The 19,103-nt window shown below is 74.3% G+C and carries 15 protein-coding genes; 8 read left to right on the top strand and 7 right to left on the bottom strand.

The genetic code is table 11. The features are described 5' to 3' along the window. Nucleotides 1-174: 174 nt before the first annotated feature. On the bottom strand, nucleotides 175-2,481 hold the full coding sequence (locus tag ACRAKJ_RS33325) for a helix-turn-helix domain-containing protein (protein WP_438926601.1): 2,307 nt from the start codon (nucleotides 2,479-2,481) through the stop codon (nucleotides 175-177). A 122-nt stretch (nucleotides 2,482-2,603) separates the two neighbouring features. Here ACRAKJ_RS33325 and ACRAKJ_RS33320 point away from each other — a divergent pair, with 122 nt between their 5' ends. Continuing rightward, nucleotides 2,604-3,200: a hypothetical protein gene (locus tag ACRAKJ_RS33320; protein ID WP_438926602.1), complete on the top strand. Its 597-nt coding sequence runs from the start codon at nucleotides 2,604-2,606 to the stop codon at nucleotides 3,198-3,200. 109 nt (nucleotides 3,201-3,309) lie between these two features. On the opposite strand, the gene ACRAKJ_RS33315 is transcribed toward ACRAKJ_RS33320, so the two are convergent. Together ACRAKJ_RS33315 and ACRAKJ_RS33310 are read right to left on the bottom strand one after the other, a co-directional pair. Continuing rightward, a complete protein-coding gene (locus ACRAKJ_RS33315; protein ID WP_447008781.1) occupies nucleotides 3,310-4,821 on the bottom strand; it encodes a S8 family serine peptidase in 1,512 nt (503 codons plus the stop codon). A 148-nt stretch (nucleotides 4,822-4,969) separates the two neighbouring features. Continuing rightward, entirely contained in the window at nucleotides 4,970-5,332 is a 363-nt protein-coding gene (locus ACRAKJ_RS33310) for a DUF1844 domain-containing protein (protein WP_438924058.1), read from the bottom strand. Between the two features lie 267 nt (nucleotides 5,333-5,599). On the opposite strand from ACRAKJ_RS33310, the gene infC reads away from it, so the two are divergent. From infC to ACRAKJ_RS33290, 4 genes are all read left to right on the top strand, one after another. Further along, nucleotides 5,600-6,208, top strand: coding sequence for a translation initiation factor IF-3 (gene infC / locus ACRAKJ_RS33305; RefSeq protein ID WP_438924057.1), 609 nt, complete (start codon nucleotides 5,600-5,602; stop codon nucleotides 6,206-6,208). Nucleotides 6,209-6,314: 106 nt separating this feature from the next. After that, complete coding sequence (gene rpmI, locus ACRAKJ_RS33300; protein ID WP_033442867.1) at nucleotides 6,315-6,509, top strand: 50S ribosomal protein L35; 195 nt, start codon at nucleotides 6,315-6,317, stop codon at nucleotides 6,507-6,509. 63 nt (nucleotides 6,510-6,572) lie between these two features. Continuing rightward, nucleotides 6,573-6,962: a 50S ribosomal protein L20 gene (gene rplT, locus ACRAKJ_RS33295; RefSeq protein ID WP_438924056.1), complete on the top strand. Its 390-nt coding sequence runs from the start codon at nucleotides 6,573-6,575 to the stop codon at nucleotides 6,960-6,962. Beyond that, the gene (locus ACRAKJ_RS33290) at nucleotides 6,959-7,807 is read left to right on the top strand and encodes a TrmH family RNA methyltransferase (RefSeq protein WP_438924060.1); all 849 of its coding nucleotides are present in this window, start codon (nucleotides 6,959-6,961) and stop codon (nucleotides 7,805-7,807) included. The genes rplT and ACRAKJ_RS33290 overlap by 4 nt, the downstream gene beginning before the upstream one ends. Nucleotides 7,808-7,890: 83 nt before the next feature. Here the strand turns inward: ACRAKJ_RS33290 and ACRAKJ_RS33285 are convergent, their stop codons facing one another. Then, the gene (locus ACRAKJ_RS33285; RefSeq protein ID WP_438924055.1) at nucleotides 7,891-8,565 is read right to left on the bottom strand and encodes a response regulator; all 675 of its coding nucleotides are present in this window, start codon (nucleotides 8,563-8,565) and stop codon (nucleotides 7,891-7,893) included. After that, on the bottom strand, nucleotides 8,562-9,410 hold the full coding sequence (locus tag ACRAKJ_RS33280) for a histidine kinase (RefSeq protein WP_438924054.1): 849 nt from the start codon (nucleotides 9,408-9,410) through the stop codon (nucleotides 8,562-8,564). Before ACRAKJ_RS33280 ends, ACRAKJ_RS33285 begins: the two co-directional genes overlap by 4 nt. A 150-nt stretch (nucleotides 9,411-9,560) precedes the next feature. Here ACRAKJ_RS33280 and ACRAKJ_RS33275 point away from each other — a divergent pair, with 150 nt between their 5' ends. Continuing rightward, the gene (locus tag ACRAKJ_RS33275; protein ID WP_438924053.1) at nucleotides 9,561-10,268 is read left to right on the top strand and encodes an ATP-binding cassette domain-containing protein; all 708 of its coding nucleotides are present in this window, start codon (nucleotides 9,561-9,563) and stop codon (nucleotides 10,266-10,268) included. After that, on the top strand, nucleotides 10,265-12,661 hold the full coding sequence (locus tag ACRAKJ_RS33270; protein WP_438924052.1) for an FtsX-like permease family protein: 2,397 nt from the start codon (nucleotides 10,265-10,267) through the stop codon (nucleotides 12,659-12,661). The genes ACRAKJ_RS33275 and ACRAKJ_RS33270 overlap by 4 nt, the downstream gene beginning before the upstream one ends. Before the next feature lie 460 nt (nucleotides 12,662-13,121). On the opposite strand, the gene ACRAKJ_RS33265 is transcribed toward ACRAKJ_RS33270, so the two are convergent. Both ACRAKJ_RS33265 and ACRAKJ_RS33260 read right to left on the bottom strand, forming a co-directional pair. After that, complete coding sequence (locus ACRAKJ_RS33265; protein WP_438924051.1) at nucleotides 13,122-15,926, bottom strand: hypothetical protein; 2,805 nt, start codon at nucleotides 15,924-15,926, stop codon at nucleotides 13,122-13,124. Beyond that, nucleotides 15,926-17,677 carry an HSP90 family protein gene (locus tag ACRAKJ_RS33260; RefSeq protein ID WP_438924050.1) on the bottom strand — a complete coding sequence of 584 codons (1,752 nt, stop codon included), beginning with the start codon at nucleotides 17,675-17,677 and terminating at the stop codon, nucleotides 15,926-15,928. The genes ACRAKJ_RS33265 and ACRAKJ_RS33260 overlap by 1 nt, the downstream gene beginning before the upstream one ends. 357 nt (nucleotides 17,678-18,034) lie before the next feature. Here ACRAKJ_RS33260 and pheS point away from each other — a divergent pair, with 357 nt between their 5' ends. Continuing rightward, complete coding sequence (gene pheS, locus ACRAKJ_RS33255; protein ID WP_438924049.1) at nucleotides 18,035-19,102, top strand: phenylalanine--tRNA ligase subunit alpha; 1,068 nt, start codon at nucleotides 18,035-18,037, stop codon at nucleotides 19,100-19,102. The last annotated feature ends 1 nt before the right edge of the window (nucleotide 19,103 follow it).

The raw sequence follows: 19,103 nt of genomic DNA, 5'->3' as shown, positions 1-19,103 counted from the left end.
CTCGTGACCCGCGTGTCCTGCGTTCGTCCCCCGGCGACCGTCCACCCGGGCGCTCCCGGGTGGACGGGTGTACTTCTGCCGGTTGTTCTGCGTGGTGCCGGGGAACCCCGCGGGGTTGACTGGGGGCACCCGAGAGCACGGCACGGAAGGACCCCGGCGATGGCGAGGAACGCGTCACCGATCGGTTGACCTCAGGTGTGCGGCCCGGTCGCGGAATTCCCCAGCCGCGATCGGGTCGCCCAGGTCGTCGTGGACGTCGGCGAGGGCTTCGAGCACGTCCGCCAGGTCGTGGTGGCGCTGGGCGTCGGCCAGGTCGACGGCCAGCGCCAGCTCGACCCGCGCGCCCGCCGGGTCGCCGAGCCGGTGCAGCGCGAGCCCGCGCAGGCGGTGGGCCTCGCACAGCGTGGACGGCGCCGTGGCGCCCCGCAGCGCGTCCAGCGCCTCGTCCGCCACCGCCAGCACCTCGGCCCACCTCCGCAGCGGCACCAGGCTGTTCGCCGTGCGCACGAGCAGCTGCGCCGTCATCTCCGCCGCCATCACCGGCGCCATCGCCAACCGCCCTGACCGCACGGCACCCACCAGCTCCCGGTGCACCACCACCGCGTCCTCGTACCGCGCCAGCCCGTGCAGCACCAGCCCCAGGCACGACAGCGCGATGTGCTCGCCCAGCGCGAAGCCCGCCCCGCGGAACAGCACCTGCGCCCGCCGCGCGTCGCCCTGCGCCGCCTCCAGCCGGCCCGACCGCATCTGCGACACCGCCCGGTAGTGCATCGCCCAGCCCTGCTCCACCACGTCCCCCGACGCCACGGCCGCCCGCCACGCCTCGTCGTGCAGCGCCAGCGCCTCGTCGTAGCGGCGCAGCAGCACGGCCAACGTCCAGGTCAGGAAGTTCAGCTGCACGGCCTCGTCGCGCACGCTGCCCAGCGCCCGCGCCGCCGCCACGCCCGCCCTGAACACCTCCACCCACGTCTCGCCGCGCCCCCGCTGGTCGGAGTACCAGTGCATGGCCGTGGCCAGCCGCAGCACGTCCTCGTGCCGCCCGTCCCGCGCCGCCCACCGCAGCGCGCCCGCCCAGTTCGCGGTCTCCGCGCTGAGCCACGCGTCGGCGTCCTCCTGGCTGCGCAGCGACCCGGACGGCGCGCTGCTCGCGTCCGGCCCGAAGAACCCGGCCGCCGAGACCGCCGTGCCCAGCAGGTGGTCCACCACCCGCCGCCGCGCCGCGCCGACCACGGGCACCGGCTCCTCGTCCACCAGCCGTTCCCCGGCGAACACCCGGATCAGGTCGTGGAACACGTACCGCCCCGGCACCTCCCCGGTGGCGAGCAGGCTCACGTCGACCAGCTCCTCCAGCGTGTCCTCCGCGGAGAACCGGTCCACGTCGGCGAGCACCGCCGCCAGGTCCGGCCCGAAGTCCGCGCCCGGCACCAGCGACAGCCGCCGGAACAGCACCGCGGCCTTCTCGCCCAGCTGCCGGTAGGACATCTCGAACGCGGTGCGCACCTGGAGGTCGCCCGCGGTCAGCGCGGTCAGCCTGCGCCGCTCGTCGGCCAGCTGCTCCGCCAGGTGCGTGATCGTCCACTTCGGACGGCTGGCGAGCCGGTTGCCCGCGATGCGCAGCGCCAGCGGCAGGTGCCCGCACAGCATCGCGACCCGCGCCGCCTCCACCGGCTCCGCGTCGACCCGGGCCCGCCCCGCGATCGCGGCCAGCAGGTCCAGCGACTCGCCCGGACCCAGCACGTCCAGCCCCAGCCGCAGGCTCGCCTCCAGCCCGCCGAGGACCAGCCGCGACGTCACCAGCACCAGCGACCGCGACCCGGTCGCCAGCAGCGGGCGCACCTGCCCCTCGTCGGAGGCGTTGTCCAGCACCAGCAACGTCGACCGCTCCCGCAGCAGGGCCCGGTAGAGGTCCGAGCGCTCCGCCTCGCCGGCCGGAACCCCCTTTTCGTCCACGCCCAGCGCCAGCAGCATCCGGTGCACGACCTCCGAGGGGTGCACCGGCCGCGCGTCCATGCCGCGCAGGTTGAAGAAGAAGCACCCGTCGGGGAAGCGCTTCGCCAGCCGGTAGGCCGCCCGCACCGCCAGCGTCGTCTTGCCCGCGCCCGGCGGCCCGTGCAGCACCACCATCGACGTCGTCCGCCGCTCCGACCCGGCCGCGTCCAGGGCGGCCAGCTCGTCCTCCCGACCGGTCAGGTCCGCCACGTCCGGCGGCAGCGCCGACTGCGCGACCGGCGGCCCGGCGGGGGCGGTGCGCCGCGCCCGGCCCTCCTTCGCCGCGTCCAGCAGCTCCTCGACCTCGTGCCCGGCCAGCGCCAGCACCGCGGCCAGGGCCTCCACCGTGCGCCGCTGTGGCCCGCGGGCCCGGCCCCGCTCCATGTCGCTGATCGCCCGCACGCTCACCCCGGAGCCCTCCGCCAGCTCCTCCTGGGTCAGCCTCACCCGCCGGCGGTGCGCCCGCAGCAGGTCACCGAACGTCGTCCCCACCCCTGCGACAGTAGTAGCCGCCACGCCCACCCCGGCCGGGTGACGTCACCAACAATGACCATTCGCGCAACCATCCGGCAGCGGCCCGTCACCGGCGGCCCGAGCCTGGTAAGACCACGCACATGAAGTGGTACGCGGACCGCCCGGCCCGGTTGGCCCGGCAGGTGGTGGCCGACCTCGCGGCGGTGGCCTGGGTGTTGTTCTGGGCGACCACCGCCCTGGCGGTGGGCGAGGCCGTCCGGGCGCTGCGCGCCCCCGGTGACGGGCTCGTGGACGCCGGGCGCGGCCTGTCCGACACGTTCGGCGACGCCGCGGCCAAGGCCCGTGACGTGCCGCTGGTCGGCGACCGGCTGGGCGAGGCCCTCGACAAGGGCAAGGACGCGGGCGGCACCCTGTCCGACGCCGGGAACACGCAGATCGAGGCCGTCGAGACCACCGCGATGTGGCTCACCGTCGCGCTCATCGCCATCCCGGTCGCGTTCCTGCTCATCACCTGGCTGCCGCTGCGGCTGCGGTTCGCCCGCCGGGCGGGCGCGGCCAGGCGGCTGCGCGACCAGGGCCGCCTCGACCTGCTCGCGCTGCACGCCCTGAACAACCTGTCCCTGCGGGAGCTGGCGAACTTCCCCCAGGACCCGGTGGAGGGCTGGCGCCGCCAGGACCCCGAGGTCATCACGGCCCTGGCGGCCAGGCAGCTGCGCGCCAGCGGCGTGCGGACCTGATCACCGACAGCGGTCAAGCGGACACGCGCGGTGCCCGAGCCGAACGGTGGCGGGCACCGCGACCCGTGGCGCCGGGGTCACGCGCGGACCCCGGCGCCGCGGTCGGGCGTCACCCGAGGCGGTGCCAGAAGACCTGGCCGCCCGGCCCGTAGAGCACCACGTTCGAGTCGTTCTGCACGATCAGCCGGTCCGCCGCCGTGCCCCACGTGCCCGTGTTCCACTTCGCCACGCCCGCCGCCGTGTAGACCACCAGGTTGCCGTCACCCTGGAGCACCGCGTGCGTCGCACCCGTGCCGTGCGTGTTCGTGTGCCACAGCGCCTGACCCGCCGCCGTGTACAGCACCAGGTTCCCGTCACCCTGCATGACCAGCGTGAAGCGGCCGTCCGCCGACGTCCGCGACTGGCCCGCCTGGAGCGCCTCGCCGCGCAGCAGCGTGTCGTTCGACGGCTGCGGCGGCGGCGCGGACCCCGTGAACAGCAGCAGGTTCGGCGACCCCGTGCCCGGGTTGGGCACCTTGTTCGGCGTCGCCGCCGACACCAGCGCGTCCCGCACCTGCTGCGGCGTCGCGCCCGGGTTCGCCGCCAGGTGCAGCGCCGCCGCGCCCGCCGCGTGCGGCGACGCCATCGACGTGCCGCTGATCGTGTTCGTCGCCGAGTCGCCCGTGCTCCACGCCGACGTGATGCCCACGCCCGGCGCGAACAGGTCCGTGCACGAACCCCAGTTCGAGAACGACGCCCGGCCGTCGTTGGCGTCGGTCGCGTTGACCGTGATGGCCTCCGCCACCCGCGCCGGCGAGAACGAGCAGGCGTTCGCGTTCGAGTTGCCCGATGCCACCGCGTAGGTGATGCCCGACGCGATCGAGTTGCGCACCGCCGCGTCCAGCGCGTCGTTCGCGCCACCGCCCAGGCTCATGTTCGCCACGGCCGGCTTCACCGCGTTCGCCGTCACCCAGTCCACGCCCGCCACGACGCCCGCGATCGTGCCCGAACCCGAGCACGACAGCACCTTCACGCCGTGCAGCCGCACGCCCTTCGCCACGCCGTGCGCCGTGCCGCCCACCGTGCCCGCGACGTGCGTGCCGTGCCCGTTGCAGTCGGTGTCGTTGCCGTCCCCGGTCGTGTTGACGTCGAACGACGCCCGCCCGCCGAAGTCCTGGTGCGAGGCGCGGATGCCGGTGTCGACGACGTAGGCGTGCACGTTCGGCGCGGTCGTGGCGTAGCCGTAGTTCGCGTTGAGCGGCAGGTCGCGCTGGTCGACCCGGTCCAGGCCCCACGACGGCGGGTTCGGCTGGTCGGCCGCCACCCGCACGTACCGGTCCTGGGTGACGTAGTCCACCGCCGGGTCGGCGGCCAGCCGCTTCGCCGCCGCCTCCGACATCGTGGCGGCGAACCCGTCCAGGGCCGCCGAGTACCGGTGCGTGACCCGCCCGTCCACCTCCGAGGTGAACGCGCGGCCCTCCTTCAGCACGACGACGTAGCTGCCGGCCACGGCGTCCGGGCCGCCCGCGTCGCGGATCGACGCCTCGGCGGCCTGGGCGGGTGCGGCGACCAGCGCCGCGGTGGCGACGGCTATCGCGCCGGCACCCGCCAACCTGGTCCAGGGCGCGCGGAACTCTCCCATGTCGGGTTCTCCCTCGTGCGGGGTCGTGGATCAAGGGGGTTCGCGCGAACCCCTCGACCATGGCACGGGGTGAACTGCCGTCACAGGGCGTGGCGACGGGTCCTTCGGGCGGTCCTTCGGTCGGGTGGCCCCGATCGGCGCACCGCGGTCAGTACACGGGGCCGGTGTACTTCTCGCCCGGCCCCTGCCCCGGCTCGTCCGGGTACGCCGACGCCTCGCGGAACGCCCGCTGCACCGACTGGAGCCCCTCGCGCAGGGGACCCGCGTGCGGCCCCAGGTACTCCGCCGACGCCGTGACCAGCCCCGCCAGGGCGGTGATCAGGCGGCGGGCCTCGTCCAGGTCGCGGCGCGGGCTCGTGTCGGGGTCCTCGTCGGCCAGGCCGAGGCGCTCGGCGGCGGAGCTGAGCAGCATGATCGCCGCCTTGCTGATCACCTCCACGCTGGGGACGTCGGAGAGCTCGCGGACGTTGTCGGGGGCGTTGTCGGCAGGCAGGTCGGTCACGCGGGACATTCTCGCAACCCCGTCGGACGGCTCGCCGGTTCGGGGGTTGACAAGCCCGTCTGCTACTATCTTTGGCGCGACCAGTCCCCACCCGTGTGGGGACGGCAAGTGGAGCCCCGCTCCCACCCGCGTCCGCCGCTTCGAGCAGGTGGCCGGGTCCGGTCCGGTGAAGGGTGGACTGCGCCCTTCGCCGTGCGATCGGTCGGAAGCGGGCCTCACACCGGGCAGGTGTGGGGCCTCTTGTCTTTGGCGCACAACGAGTCACAAAGGACGTGAATGACAAGTCCCTCGAACCGAGGTGCTCCTGTGAGCACCGAGCCGCGCATCAACGACCGCATCCGCGTGCCCGAGGTTCGACTGGTCGGGCCGAACGGCGAGCAGGTCGGGATCGTTCGCATCGAGGACGCGCTCCGACTCGCCCAGGAATCGGATCTCGACCTCGTCGAGGTCGCCGCGCAGGCTCGGCCGCCCGTCTGCAAGCTCATGGACTACGGCAAGTTCAAGTACGAGAGCGCGCAGAAGGCCCGCGAGTCACGCCGCAACCAGCAGCTGACGGTCATCAAGGAGCAGAAGCTCCGCCCGAAGATCGACCCGCACGACTACCAGACGAAGAAGGGCCACGTGGCCCGCTTCCTGTCGCACGGGAACAAGGTCAAGGTGACCATCATGTTCCGCGGCCGTGAGCAGTCCCGGCCGGAGCTGGGCTACCGGCTGCTCCAGAAGCTCGCTGAGGACGTCGCGGAGCTGGGGTTCGTCGAGTCCAACCCGAAGCAGGACGGCCGCAACATGATCATGGTGCTGGCCCCGCACAAGACCACGAAGACCCGCCCGATCAGGAGCGACAGCGCCGAGGACGAGGCGCCGGCGGAGTCTGTCGAGGAGTGAAGTCCCGGCCCCCAGGGGTCGGGAACCGGTGCCCCCGGCCCTCACGGGCCGGCGGGCGAGCATGGCCGCCCCCATCCCCGGTGGCTGCACGAGACTGAGGACGGAAATGCCCAAGAACAAGAGCCACAGCGGGACCTCCAAGCGCGTGAAGGTCACCGGCAGCGGCAAGCTGCTCCGTGAGAAGGCCGGCAAGCGCCACCTGCTGGAGAAGAAGTCCAGCAAGCTGACCCGCCGCCTCTCCGGCACCACCGAGGTCGCCAAGAACGACGTGCCGCGGCTGAAGAAGCTGCTGGGCCTCTAAGACCTTCCCCCTTGAACACCCGGGGCCCCTCACCCGGCCCCACGAGATCGACAGGACGGACCCGTGGCACGCGTCAAAAGGGCAGTGAACGCCCAGAAGAAGCGCCGTACCACCCTTGAGCTCGCCAGCGGCTACCGCGGCCAGCGTTCGAGGCTGTACCGCAAGGCCAAGGAGCAGGTGCTCCACTCGCTCAACTACGCCTACCGGGACCGCCGCGCCCGCAAGGGCGACTTCCGGAAGCTGTGGATCCAGCGCATCAACGCCGGTGTCCGCGCCAACGGCATGACGTACAACCGCTTCATCCAGGGCCTGCGCCTGGCCGGCATCGAGGTGGACCGCAAGATCCTCGCCGAGCTGGCCGTCAGCGACGCCGCCGCCTTCGCCGCGCTGGTCGAGGCCGCTCGCGCCGCCCTGCCGGACGACGTCAACGCGCCCGCCCAGGACCAGGGCTGAGCGGCGACGACCGCGCACCACGACCCGGGGATGCTCCGTTCACCGAGCGGACACCCCGGGTCGTTGCCGCTCGGCGGCTGACCAGGCGCTCCGGCCGCGACCGCGCCGGGCGCTTCCTCGCCGAGGGCGCGCAGGCGGTGCGCGAAGCCCTCGCCTGGGCCGACGCCGGGCGCGGCGAGGTGCACGAGCTGTTCGTCACCGCCGTCGCCGCCACCCGCAACCCCGACCTGGTGCGCGCCGCCGTCGACGCGGGCGTGCGGATCAGCGGCGTCACCGACAAGGCCGCCGCCGCGCTGTCGGAAACCGTGACGCCCCAGGGCGTCGTCGCCGTCTGCTCACCCGTGGACGTGTCGCCCGCCGACGCGCTGGTCCCCGGCGTGCGGCTGGTCGCGGTCCTGCACGGGGTGACCGACCCCGGCAACGCGGGCACCGTGGTGCGCGTCGCCGACGCGGCGGGCGCCGACGCGGTGGTCTTCGCCGGCGACACGGTCGACCCGCACAACGGCAAGTGCGTCCGCGCGTCCACCGGCAGCGTCTTCCACCTGCCCATCACGCGCGTCCGCGACGCGTCCGAGGCGTTCGACGCGCTGCGCGCGGCCGGCCTGCGCCTCGTCGCCGCCGACGGCTACGCACCCGAGGACCTCGTCACCGCCGACCTGCGCGGCGACCTGGCCACCCCCACCGCGTGGGTGTTCGGCAGCGAGGCCCACGGCCTGCCCGACGACGTGGTGGCCGGCCTCGACGCGGCGCTCAAGGTGCCCATCTACGGCGGCGCGGAAAGCCTCAACCTGGCCACCGCCGCCGCCGTGTGCCTCTACGCCTCGGCCCGCGCCCAACGCTCCTGACCGGCCCGGGTCCGACCGGCCCCGCTCCCGACCGGTCCGGGTCCGATCGGGCCGGGTGCCCGGTCCGGTCGTGCCCGGTCCGGTCACACCTGGTCGCCCGGCGCGACCAGCCCCGTCTCGTAGGCCAGCACCACGGCCTGCGCCCGGTCGCGCAACGCCAGCTTCGCGAAGATGCGGGCCACGTGCGTCTTCACCGTCGCCTCGCTGAGGACCAGCGCCGAGGCCAGCTCGGCGTTCGACAGGCCCCGGCCCAACAGGGTCAGCACCTCCCGCTCGCGCGGCGTCAACGACGCCAGGTCCCGGTGCACCGCAGGCCCCGACGCCGCGCCGCCCGACGCGAATCGCTCCACCAGCCGCCGCGTGATCGACGGCGCCAGCAGCGCGTCCCCCGTGTCGACCAGGCGCACCGCCGCCACCAGGTGCTCCGGCGTGACGTCCTTCAACAGGAACCCGCTCGCCCCCGCCGCCAACGCCGAGTACACGTACCGGTCCAGGTCGAACGTCGTCAGCATCAGCACCCGGCACCCCGGCGACAGCCCCAGCACGCGGCGGGTCGCCTCCAGGCCGTCCACGACGGGCATCCGGACGTCCATCAGCACCACGTCCGGCCGCAGCGCCCGCACCAGCTCCACCGCCTCCGCCCCGTCGGCGGCCTCACCCACCACGTCGACGCCGCCCGACGCCAGGATCATCCGGAAACCCGTGCGCACCAACGCCTGGTCGTCGGCGATCACCACCCGCGGCCCGGCACCCGTCACGGCCGCTCCAGGGGAATCCGCGCCCTGACCCGGAACCCGCCGCCCAACCGCCGCCGCGCGTCCAGGTCACCGCCGAACACCGCCACCCGCTGCCGCAACCCCGCCAGACCGCGACCCTCGTCGTTGTTCAGGTTGTCGTTCACTTTGTCGTTCACCTTGTTCAGCCCGGCCACCCGCGTGTTCGGTTTGTCGTTCGTCTTGTTCAGCGCGCTCGGCCCGCCGTTCAGCACCTCCACCCGCAGGTAGTGGTCCGCGTACCGCACCGTCACCTCCGCCGTCGACCCGTCACCGTGCTTCAACGCGTTCGTCAACGCCTCCTGGATGATCCGGTACGCCGTCAGGTCCACCCCCGACGGCAACGGCCTCGGCTCACCCGAGATCCGCACCTCCACCGGCAACCCCGCGAACGCGATCCGGTCCACCAGCGGCCCCAGCACCCGCAGGCTCGGCTGCGGCGACAGGTCCGACGGCTCCCCGCCGTCCGCGGGCGGCGCCAGCACACCCAGCAGGTGCCGCAGCTCCGTCATCGCGTCCCGCCCCGCCGACTCCACCGCCCACAACGCCGCCGCGGCCTGCCCCGGCTCGGCGTCGAGCACCCGCCGCGCCGCACCCGCCTGCACCACCATCACGCTCACGTTGTGGCTCACGATGTCGTGCAGCTCCCGCGCGATCCGCGCGCGCTCCGCGTCCACCGCGCCCCGCGCCGCGCTCTCCCGCTCCCGCTCCAACAACCAGCCGCGCTCCTCCAACGCCCTCGTGAACGCGCGCCGCGCGCGGACCAACCGCGCCGCCAGCACACCGGCCACCGCCACCACCACCGCCACGACCAGCCACGGCACCCACACGGCGGCCACTGTCCCAGCCCGCGCACCGCCCGCGCATCACCTCCGCGCCCCATCCCGACCCGCGCCTACATCCCCGGGATGACCCCGCCCCGCCGGATACCACCCCGGCCCGATGCCCCGACCCGCGCACCTGCCACAGGATTGCCCACCGTGACGACAGAAGACAGCACGAAGCGGGTGGTCGTGGAACTGACCGCCGTCCGCAAGGAGTACAGCGACTCCGTCGCACTCGACGACGTCTCGCTGCGCGTCCACGCGGGGGAGGCCGTCGCGGTCATGGGCCCCTCCGGCAGCGGCAAGTCCACCCTGCTCAACATGATCGCCGGCCTCGACCGGCCCACCTCGGGCTCCGTCGTCGTCAACGGCGACGACCTCGGCGGCCTGGGCGAAACCGGCCTGGCCCTGTTCCGCCGCCGCCGCATCGGCATGATCTTCCAGTTCTTCAACCTCCTCGACGACCTCCCCGCCCTCGACAACGTCGCCCTCGCCGCCCAGCTCACCGGCACCCCCGCCGCCCAGGCCCGCGCACGCGCCCTCGAACTCCTCGACGAACTCGGCGTCGCCAACCGCCGCAACACCTACCCCGCCCAGCTCAGCGGCGGTGAACGACAACGCGTCGCGGTCGCCAGGGCACTCGTGAACCGCCCCGCCCTGCTGCTCGCCGACGAACCCACCGGCGCGCTCGACAGCCGCGCGGGCGACCAGGTCGTCGACCTCCTGCTCGACCTCAACCAGATCGGCCAGACCCTCCTGCTCGTCACCCACGACGAACGGCTCGCCACCCGCTGCGCGGGCCGGGTCGTCGAGGTCGTCGACGGCCGGATCGCCCGCGAGACCAGCGTGGAGCGGACGCCGTGACCGCCGTGTGGCGGGTCGCCGGCGCCGCGGTGCGGCGCCGCAAGCTCCAGACGACCGTGATCGCCGTCGTGACCGGCGTGTCCACCGCGACGATCGTGGTCGCCCTCGGACTGCTCACCTCCGCGTCGGCCCCCTTCGACCGGGCGCACACCCAGCAGAACGGCGCCCACCTCGTCGCCGCCTACGACGCCACCGCCGCACCCGACGACCAGCTCACCGCCGCCGCGTCCTCCCCGCTGGTCACCGCCGTGGCCGGACCGTTCGACCAGGTCACCCTCGACACCGCCGGCTCCCGCATCGCCCCCGCCCTCACCACCGCGGGCCGCGCCGACCCCGGCGGCGACGTCGACCGCCTCGACGTGTGGCAAGGCCGCTGGGTCGACGGACCCGGCGAGATCGTCCTCGCCCGGAACCCCGGCGAACTCGGCCCCACCCGCCTCGGCGACCGCGTCGACGTCCCCGGACGCCCCGCCCTCACCATCGTCGGCTTCGCCCACTCCGTCAGCACCTCCGCCGACGCCTGGGTCACCCCCGACCAGATGGCGGCCCTCGACCCGACCGACACCCAGCTCCTCTACCGCTTCACCGCCGCAGCCACCGCCGACGACATCGCCGCCGGCCAAGCCGCCGTCACCGCGGGCCTCCCGCCGGACGCGCTGCTCGGCACCCGGTCGTACCTCACGACCAAGCAGCAGGTCATCGCCGAGTCCGGCGTCTACATCCCGTTCCTCGTCGTGTTCGGCATCCTCGGCGTGGTGGTCGCGGTCCTCATCGTGGCCAACGTGATCAGCGGCGCCGTCGTGGCCGGGTACCGGCACATCGGCGTGCTCAAGTCCCTCGGGTTCACCCCCGACCAGGTGATGGCCGTCTACCTGGTCCTGGTCACGGTCCCGGCCGCCGCCGGCTGCGTGGCCGGCACCCTCCTCGGCAACCTCGCCGCCCGGCAGATGCTCGAAGACGCCTTCGCGGGCTTCGGCGCCACCGACATCGGCATCGACCCGTGGGTGAACGCCGTCGCGCTGCTCGGGATGCCCGCCGTCGTGCTCCTGGCCGCCTCGGTGTCCGCCCTGCGCGCCCGCCGCCTACCGGCCGCGCGGGCGATCAGCGCGGGCAGCGCGCCGGGAGGTGGACGCGCGCTCGCCATCCAGCGCCGACTGGCCGGGACGCACCTGCCGAGAGCGGTCAGCCTGGGCCTGGGCGTGCCCTTCGCCCGCCCGGCGCGCAGCACCCTCACCCTGGCCGCGGTGGTGCTCGGCGTGGTCACCGTGACCCTGGCGCTGGGCATCACGATGTCCGTCACCGCCTACCGCGACGCGGTAGCCCCGTCCCACCACGACCGAGTGGAACTGCTGACCAACCGCCCACCCCCGACCGCCCCGCCCACAGCCACCCCGCCCACAGCCACCCCGGGCGCGGCCACCCCGCCCCCACCCATCCCGCCAAGACCGAACCGAACCCCCCACACCCCCACCACCGAACCGGAACTGAGCGACCCCGAGGACGAGGCCCTGCTGCGCTCACTCCCCGGCGCGACCGCCGTGGCGGCCCTGACCCACCGTGCGGTCGGCGTGGCCGGCGGCGGCCAACTCGCGGGCGTCACGTTCTACCGAGGCGACGCCACCGCCCTGAGCCCGCAGGTGCTGTCGGGCCACTGGCCGAACGGCCCGGGACAGCTGGCGGTCCCGTCGAGGTTCCTGAACCAGCGCGGCCTGGCGATCGGCGACACCGTCACCCTCGAACTCGAAGGCAACCGCGCCCAGGTGCGGATCGTCGGCGTCGTCCTGGCCAACAACGCCAGTGAGACCTTCTCCAACTGGGACACCCTGCGGCTGCTGGCCCCGGACGCGCCAGCCGACACCTACCAGGTGCGCCTCGCGCCGGGCACCGACCAGCAGGCGTACCTCGACGCGGCCGAGGCGGGCGACGCGGGCCTGCTCCCCGCGCCACCGCGCGACAACACCTCGTCGCAGGCCGTGGTCATCATCAGCACCGCCACGCTCCTCACGCTGGTGCTCGGAGCCGTGGCCGCCCTGGGCGTCTTCAACACCGTCGTCCTCAACGCCCGCGAACGCCGCCGCGACCTGGGCATGCTCAAGTCGATCGGCATGACCCCCCGCCAGGTCACGACCATGCTGGTGACCTCCATGGCCGCGCTGGGCGTGCTGGGCGGCCTCATCGGCCTGCCGCTGGGGGTCGCGGCGCACAGCCTGGTCGCGCCGGCCATGATGCGCGCGGCGCAGGCCGACGTGCTCGACGTCGTCGTGGACGTCTACCAGCCCGCTGTGCTCGTCGGCCCCGTGCTGGCCGGGGTGCTCATCACCGTGCTGGGGGCGCTGTTCCCCGCCAGGGCCGCGGCGCGGACGACCATCGCGGAGGTCCTGCGCAACGAGTGACCGCCGGTGAGCGACCGCCCGCCGGTGACCACTGGCCGCTGACCGCCGGTGAGTGACCGCCAGCCGGCGAGCGCCCGCCAGCCGCTGACCGCCGGCGGGCGATTGCAGGGGGCAGCCACCGGAGGGCGGCTGCTGGCCGGCGGCCGCGAGGGGTGGCCGCCGGCGAGTGGCTGTTGGCCGGCGGCAGTCGGGGGTGGCCGTCGGCGAGCCGCCGCTGCGCTGGTGGCCGGTGGCGCTGGTGGCCGGTGGCGCTGTCGGTCGGTGGCGCTTCCGGTTGGTGGCTGGGGCGGTGGTTGTGGGGCGGCGGTTGTGGGTGTGGTGTGCGGAGGCCGGCGGTGCTGGGCGCTTGGGCCGGCCTCCTTCCTCGTTCAAGGCGACGCTCGACCGGCGTTGTGGTTCTAGCTGCGCGGCCGGTTGTGGTCAGGTTCGCTCGATTCGGTGGTCTTGCTTGACATCCGGCTCAGGACTCCAGCCTCGTGGTCAGGGCTCTGAGCAGGGGGTCGGTCTGGGCGGGTTTGTCCTGCGCCCTCAACGCTTCCTCCAGCACGTTCGCCGTGTCGCCGAGGATCTGGGGCGGCGTGCTGTCGGTGATGAGGGTCCCCGCCCGGCGCGCTTCCGACTCGGCGTTCTCGGCGTCGCCGGACTCCAGGAGGAACCGGGCTCCCCGCGCGACCAGGAACGCCTGCCAGTCGACGTCACCCATCTGCGCGGCCAGTTCCTCGGCCACGCCGTTCTGCTCCACGGCCTCGGCGTGCTCCCCGGCCTGGACGTGCAGGAACGCCCTGATCGCGGCGATCCGCGCGGTCAGGTGGGTGCGGTGGTCGGTGTCCTCCACCTCGGGCAGCAGGCGTTCCGCCGCGCTCAGGGTGGTGGCGCACTCGGCGGTCTCCTCGTTCGGCAGCGCGGCCGCCGCCTCGACCAGGGAGCCCGCGGCCTCGGCGTCGTCCGGCACCTGCTGCCACGCCGCCGCCGCGCCCTGGTAGGCGGAGGCGGCTTCGAGCGGGCGGTCCAGGCGGCGCAGGACGCTGCCCAGCAGGTCGAGGACCATGGCCCTGCGCCACGCCTCGTCCGGCGGGACGAGGCCGAGCGCGTGCTCCAGGTGGCGGCGGGCGGCGTCGGTCTCGTCGAGGCGGGCGCAGACCTGGCCCAGCCGGTAGCGGATGGGCACGACGACGTCCGGGTCGACGTCGCCGGACTCGACCACGCGGACGGCTTCCTCCAACGCCTCGGCGGCCTCCACGAACCGGCCCGACTTGAGGTAGCCGCCGGCCAGGGCGTAGCACGCCTTGGCCACGTCGTCCGGCACGCCCACCTCGTGCCCGGCGGCCACGGCGTCGCGCAGCTCCACGAGGTGCGCGGCCTCCACGCCGAGCCGCTCCACGGACGCCACGCGCTGCCGGTGCGCCTCGGCGGTCCACGGCCCGCGCGGCACGCTGAACGCGCGCACGAACTCCTCCGCCGTCGCCACCGCCTCGGCGTCACCGCGCACGGTCCGGATCTTCAGCAGCAGGCGCAGCGCGTCGAACCGCACGGACGCGGGCGCGTCGTCCGCCAGCACGTCGACGACCTCGGCGTGCGCCTCGTCCAGCTCGCCCACCGTCGCCAGGTGCTGGGCCCGGTCGCAGCGCGCCCGCGACACCAGCTCGGGCACCTCGGCGCGCGCCAGCTCCAGCGCCTGCGCGGCGAGCACGCCCTGCTCGTCGTGCTCGTCGGCCTCGGCGAGCAGGTCGGCCAGCAGCAGCCTGGTCAGCACACGCGTGTACGCGGTGCCCGCGACCTCGGCCTCGGCCAGGCACGTGCGCGCCACCTCGGTGCACTCGTCCAGGGCGTCCTCGACGGCCTCGGCGCGCAGGCCGGCGCCCCGCGCCCGGTAGCGGTTGGCCAGGTCGTGCTCGCCGCACGCGGCCAGCCGCGCGACGCCCTCGTCCAGCTCGGCCAGCACCTCGTCGCGCGGGCGGACGTGCGCGCCGGAGATGGCCCGCCGCACCGCCACCAGCGCGGCCAGCGGTTCGGGCAGCAGCGGGTCGAGGTCGGCGGGCAGCGACCGCAGCAGCCGCATGCCGGTGATGAACTCGCCCGTGTCGAACGCCTCGCACATGGCGTGCGCCAGCTCCACCGGGTCGCCGACCGCGACCGGCTCCTCCTCCGCGACGGGCGCGGGCGGCGCGGCGACCGGCACCGCCAGTGGCACGGGGGCCGTGTCCGGCCGCTCCAGGGTCTCCCGGATGCGCCTGCTCATCGCGTCCGACCCGTTGCGCCGGTCGAACCGGGCGGCCAGGTCGAGCGCCTGCTCCTCCAGCAGCGCCCGCAGCCGGGCCGCCGTCAGCACGGTGGCCGTGCCGTCGCGCGGAACGGCGAACTCCTCGTCCGGGTCGACCCGGCTGAGCAGCAGCGCCGCGCCCGCCGAGAAGTGCGCGGCCTGCGACGGGCTGGTCGAGTGGTGCACCCGGTGCAGGTGGCCGCGCAGCAGGTCGACGCCGCGGCGCACGTTGCCCGACGTCGCGCAGAACACCAGGTGGTCGTCCAGGTAGCCGCCGACGAGGTCGTCGCGGATCAGCCGGTGCGCCACGACGTGCGCCCGCCGGGCCCGCTCCACGTCGCCCAGCGCGACGAACGCGGGCGTCAGCGTGGTGAGGATGCCCTGCGGCTGGGTGGCGCAGCCCGTCTCCTGCTCCAGCTGGTGCTCGGCGTGCGCGACGGCCTCGGCGTGCCTGCCCTGCCGGATCAGGTGCCCGGCCTGCTCCTCGACGACGCACGCCTCGCAGTCGCTCATCGGCCCGCGGTCGACCGCCAGGTACCGGGCGAAGTGCTCCCGGTACGCCTCGTCGTCGCCGACGTGCGCGGCCAGGTCGGCGCGCGCGCCGTGCACGGGCTGCATCGAGTACCCGAGCCGCTGGTAGCGGGCGGCGAGCTGGTCGACGAACGACTCGATCTGCGCCAGCGTGAACCTCGGGTCGGCGATCAGGCCCGACACGATCCACTTGTGCGCCCAGTCGAAGCTGTGCGTCTCCCACTCGTCGAACGCGCCCGGGTCGCGCTTCTCCGCCGTGCCGCACCACGCGAACGGGGCCAGCATCAGGTCGTAGCGGCCCAGGTCGTAGGCGGAGCGGATCAGCGCGATCCGGCAGCTCACGGCCAGCGGCAGGTGGTCGACGGCGTCCGCGGCGCGGGCCGCGCGCTCCAGCGCCTCGTGCCGCGCCATGCCCTCGGGCATGTGGTACGCCTCGACGAACTGGCGCTCGGCGGCGTCCTTCTCCTCGCTCATCAACGGTCTCCCACGGCGCGGTCCAGCAGTTCCAGGAACGAGCGGTTCAGCGCGGCGGTGTCCTTCGGGCGCATCGGCCGCCGGGCCTGCAGCAGGGCGTGCACGTACAGCGACTCCATGGTCAGCTCCACCAGCGCCGCGTCGGTCAGCCTCGCCAGGCGCCGCACCAGCGGGTTGCGGCAGTTCAGCACGAGGCGCTGCGCGGCGTCGGACGACGAGGACTCGACGAGGCTGCCCAGCAGTTCCGCCCACAGCGGGTCGGCCTGCTCGCCCGCCTGCTGCGCGTCCCGCCTGCGCTCGGCCTCGGCGTTCGTGACCAGCAGCGCGGGCAGCGTGCCCGGGTCGAAGTCGCGCGGCACGGCCTCGCAGTCGTGCCGCTCCAGGACGTCCTTGGCCAGCACGAGGCGTTCGCGCAGGGCGCGTTCCAGCTCCGGTTCGGGGTCGCCGAGGGCGGCCAGCACCTCGCTCGGGGCGACGCGGCGCGCGGCGGCCGGGCCGTCGAGGGCGACGAGCCGGTCCATGATCTCGGCGTCGTAGGCGTAGCCCGCGTTGACCAGGCCCATGCCCTGGGCGTGCGCGACCGGCGCGAGCTGGCGGAACTCGTCGACGTCCGGGACGTGCGCGACCGTGCCGTGCCGGCGGCGGAACTGGCGCAGCGACTGCGGGCCGTCGGTGGTCTCGAACGGCAGCCACCGCTCGACCAGGCGCAGCATCTCGTCGTCGGCGCGGGCCAGCGACTTGATGCCCAGGTGGTGCGCGTCGAGCAGGGCGCGGGTGCGGTCGGGGTCGGTCGCGTCGAGCCGCACGAGCCAGTCGCGGACCTGGCGGCCCAGCTCCTCGCGCACCGCGAGCAGCGTCTCGTCCTGGTAGAGCGACTCGCGGCTCGCGGTCGGGCGCAGCGACGTCGAGTCGACCGCGCAGCGCACGAAGTACGCCCACTCCGGCAGCAGGCCCTCGATGGAGTCGCCGACCAGCATCCGCTTCAGGTAGACGCGGTGCGACTGGCGGGCGCCGGGGTGCACGCCGCCCGGCAGGACGTACGCGACGCCCCTGAGGCCGACGGTGGGCACCTCGACGGGGATCGCGTCGAACGGCCGCACGCCCAGCACGCGCTCGCCGTAGGCCAGGGCGTCGTCGCCGGTCCACGGCAGCTCGTCGTGCGTGACCACCTCGCCGCCGACCCGGACGGTCACCGGCAGCAGCTCGCCGTACTCGGTGACCAGGGCCTTGACGACGTCGTGCTCCAGCCAGTGCTCGGCGTCGCGGTGCGGCACCAGCTCGATCGTGGTGCCGACCTCGGCCCGCTCGGCCGCGGTGACCTCGTAGGCGCCGCTCGCGTCGGCGGTCCAGCGCACGGCGGGACCGCCCCTGGCCGACCGGGTGGTCAGGTTGACGCGCTCGGCGACCAGGAACGCGGACAGCAGGCCCACGCCGAACTGGCCCAGGAAGCCCTGGCGGGCGAAGCCCAGGTCGTCGCGCTTGGACGTGCGGCCGAGCGTGGAGAGCAGGTCGTGCACCTCGTGCTCGGTGAGGCCGATGCCGGTGTCGGAGATGCGGAAGGTGCCGCCTGGGGACCCGACCGGCTCGATCACCACCTCGCCCGGCGCGTCCGGCTGGAGCGCGCGGCGGGCGGTGATCGCGTCCACCGCGTTCTGGAGCAGTTCGCGCGCGTAGACGCGGGGGCCGCTGTAGAGGTGGTGGCTGAGCAGGTCGATGATGCCGCGCAGGTCGACACCGAAGGTGTGTGCCAAGTGGAGTTCACCTCGGGGTCAAGGTCGCGTGTGACGGACGATTCTAGGTTCGTTCGCGCGGCTCGTGGTCCGGTTTTCCGCTGTTCGCCCGCCGGTCCCGCTCGCGACCGCAAGACTGCCACGACCCACCGACAATCCCGCGGTCGCGCCCCGGAGCGCGACGCGACCCGCGGCCGGGGGAGCGGTGACCGGCGCGGGGCGCGGCCCGGCGCGGCGAGCCGAGGTCACGGAGCACGGCCGCGCCGGACGGCGGTTCATGCCGGTCGGGCCCCATCACCTAGGATCGGTCCGCCGCTCCGCGTCCCTCGCGGAGGGGGATATCCACCTGTTGTCCGTGACGGGAGCTGTCCACCAACCATGTCCGGAGCCAACGACCCGTACGACCCGAAGCAGGTCGCGGCGCTCTCCCCGGAGGCGCTGGGCGCGGCGGTCGAGCAGGCTCGGGAGGCGTTCGCCAAGGCGGCCGACCTCGACGAGCTGGCCGCCGTGAAGCCGAGCCACCTGGGCGACCGCTCGCCGGTGCTGCTGGCGCGCCGCGAGATCGGCGCCCTGCCGCCCGCCGCGAAGGCCGAGGCGGGCAAGCGGGTGAACGAGGCGCAGAACGCGGTCAAGCTCGCGTTCGAGGAGCGGCGCGGCGAGCTCCAGGCGGAGCGCGACGAGCGCGTGCTGCGCGAGGAGGCGGTCGACGTCACGCTGCCGTGGGACCGCGTCCCGCGCGGCGCGCGGCACCCGATCTCCACGCTCGCCGAGCGCGTCGCCGACGTGTTCGTGGCCATGGGCTACGAGGTCGCCGAGGGCCCCGAGCTGGAGACCGAGTGGTTCAACTTCGACGCGTTGAACTTCGGCAAGGACCACCCGGCGCGGACCATGCAGGACACGTTCTACGTCGCGCCCGCCGACTCCGGCCTGGTGCTGCGCACGCACACCAGCCCGGTGCAGGCCCGCACGCTGCTGGACCGCGAGCCGCCCGTGTACGTGGTGTGCCCCGGCCGCACGTTCCGCACCGACGAGCTGGACGCCACGCACACCCCGGTGTTCCACCAGGTCGAGGGCCTGGCCGTGGACAAGGGCCTGACCATGGCGCACCTGAAGGGCACGCTCGACGCGTTCGCCCGCGCCATGTTCGGCGAGGGCTCCCGCACCCGCCTGCGCCCGAGCTTCTTCCCCTTCACCGAGCCGTCCGCCGAGGTGGACGTGTGGTTCCCGGAGAAGAAGGGCGGCGCGGGCTGGGTCGAGTGGGGCGGCTGCGGCATGGTCAACCCGAACGTGTTGCGCAACTGCGGCGTCGACCCCGGCACCTACTCGGGCTTCGCGTTCGGCATGGGCCTGGAGCGCACCCTGCAGTTCCGCAACGGGCTGCCCGACATGCGGGACATGGTCGAGGGCGACGTCCGCTTCACCCAGCCATTCGGAACGGAGGCCTGAC

The sequence above is a fragment of the Saccharothrix sp. DSM 118769 genome, assembly GCF_052936295.1.
The sequence above is the reverse complement of the archived record's forward strand: the minus strand, read 5'-3'. Positions and strand labels throughout refer to the sequence as shown.

Bases quoted from the DNA above. Each gene is read 5' to 3' on its own strand.
- ACRAKJ_RS33320 (WP_438926602.1), top strand. From the start codon at position 2,604: ATGAAGTGGTACGCGGACCGCCCGGCCCGGTTGGCCCGGCAGGTGGTG.
- ACRAKJ_RS33315 (WP_447008781.1), bottom strand. From the start codon at position 4,821: ATGGGAGAGTTCCGCGCGCCCTGGACCAGGTTGGCGGGTGCCGGCGCG.
- ACRAKJ_RS33310 (WP_438924058.1), bottom strand. From the start codon at position 5,332: ATGTCCCGCGTGACCGACCTGCCTGCCGACAACGCCCCCGACAACGTC.
- infC (WP_438924057.1), top strand. From the start codon at position 5,600: ATGACAAGTCCCTCGAACCGAGGTGCTCCTGTGAGCACCGAGCCGCGC.
- rpmI (WP_033442867.1), top strand. From the start codon at position 6,315: ATGCCCAAGAACAAGAGCCACAGCGGGACCTCCAAGCGCGTGAAGGTC.
- ACRAKJ_RS33265 (WP_438924051.1), bottom strand. From the start codon at position 15,926: ATGAGCGAGGAGAAGGACGCCGCCGAGCGCCAGTTCGTCGAGGCGTAC.
- pheS (WP_438924049.1), top strand. From the start codon at position 18,035: ATGTCCGGAGCCAACGACCCGTACGACCCGAAGCAGGTCGCGGCGCTC.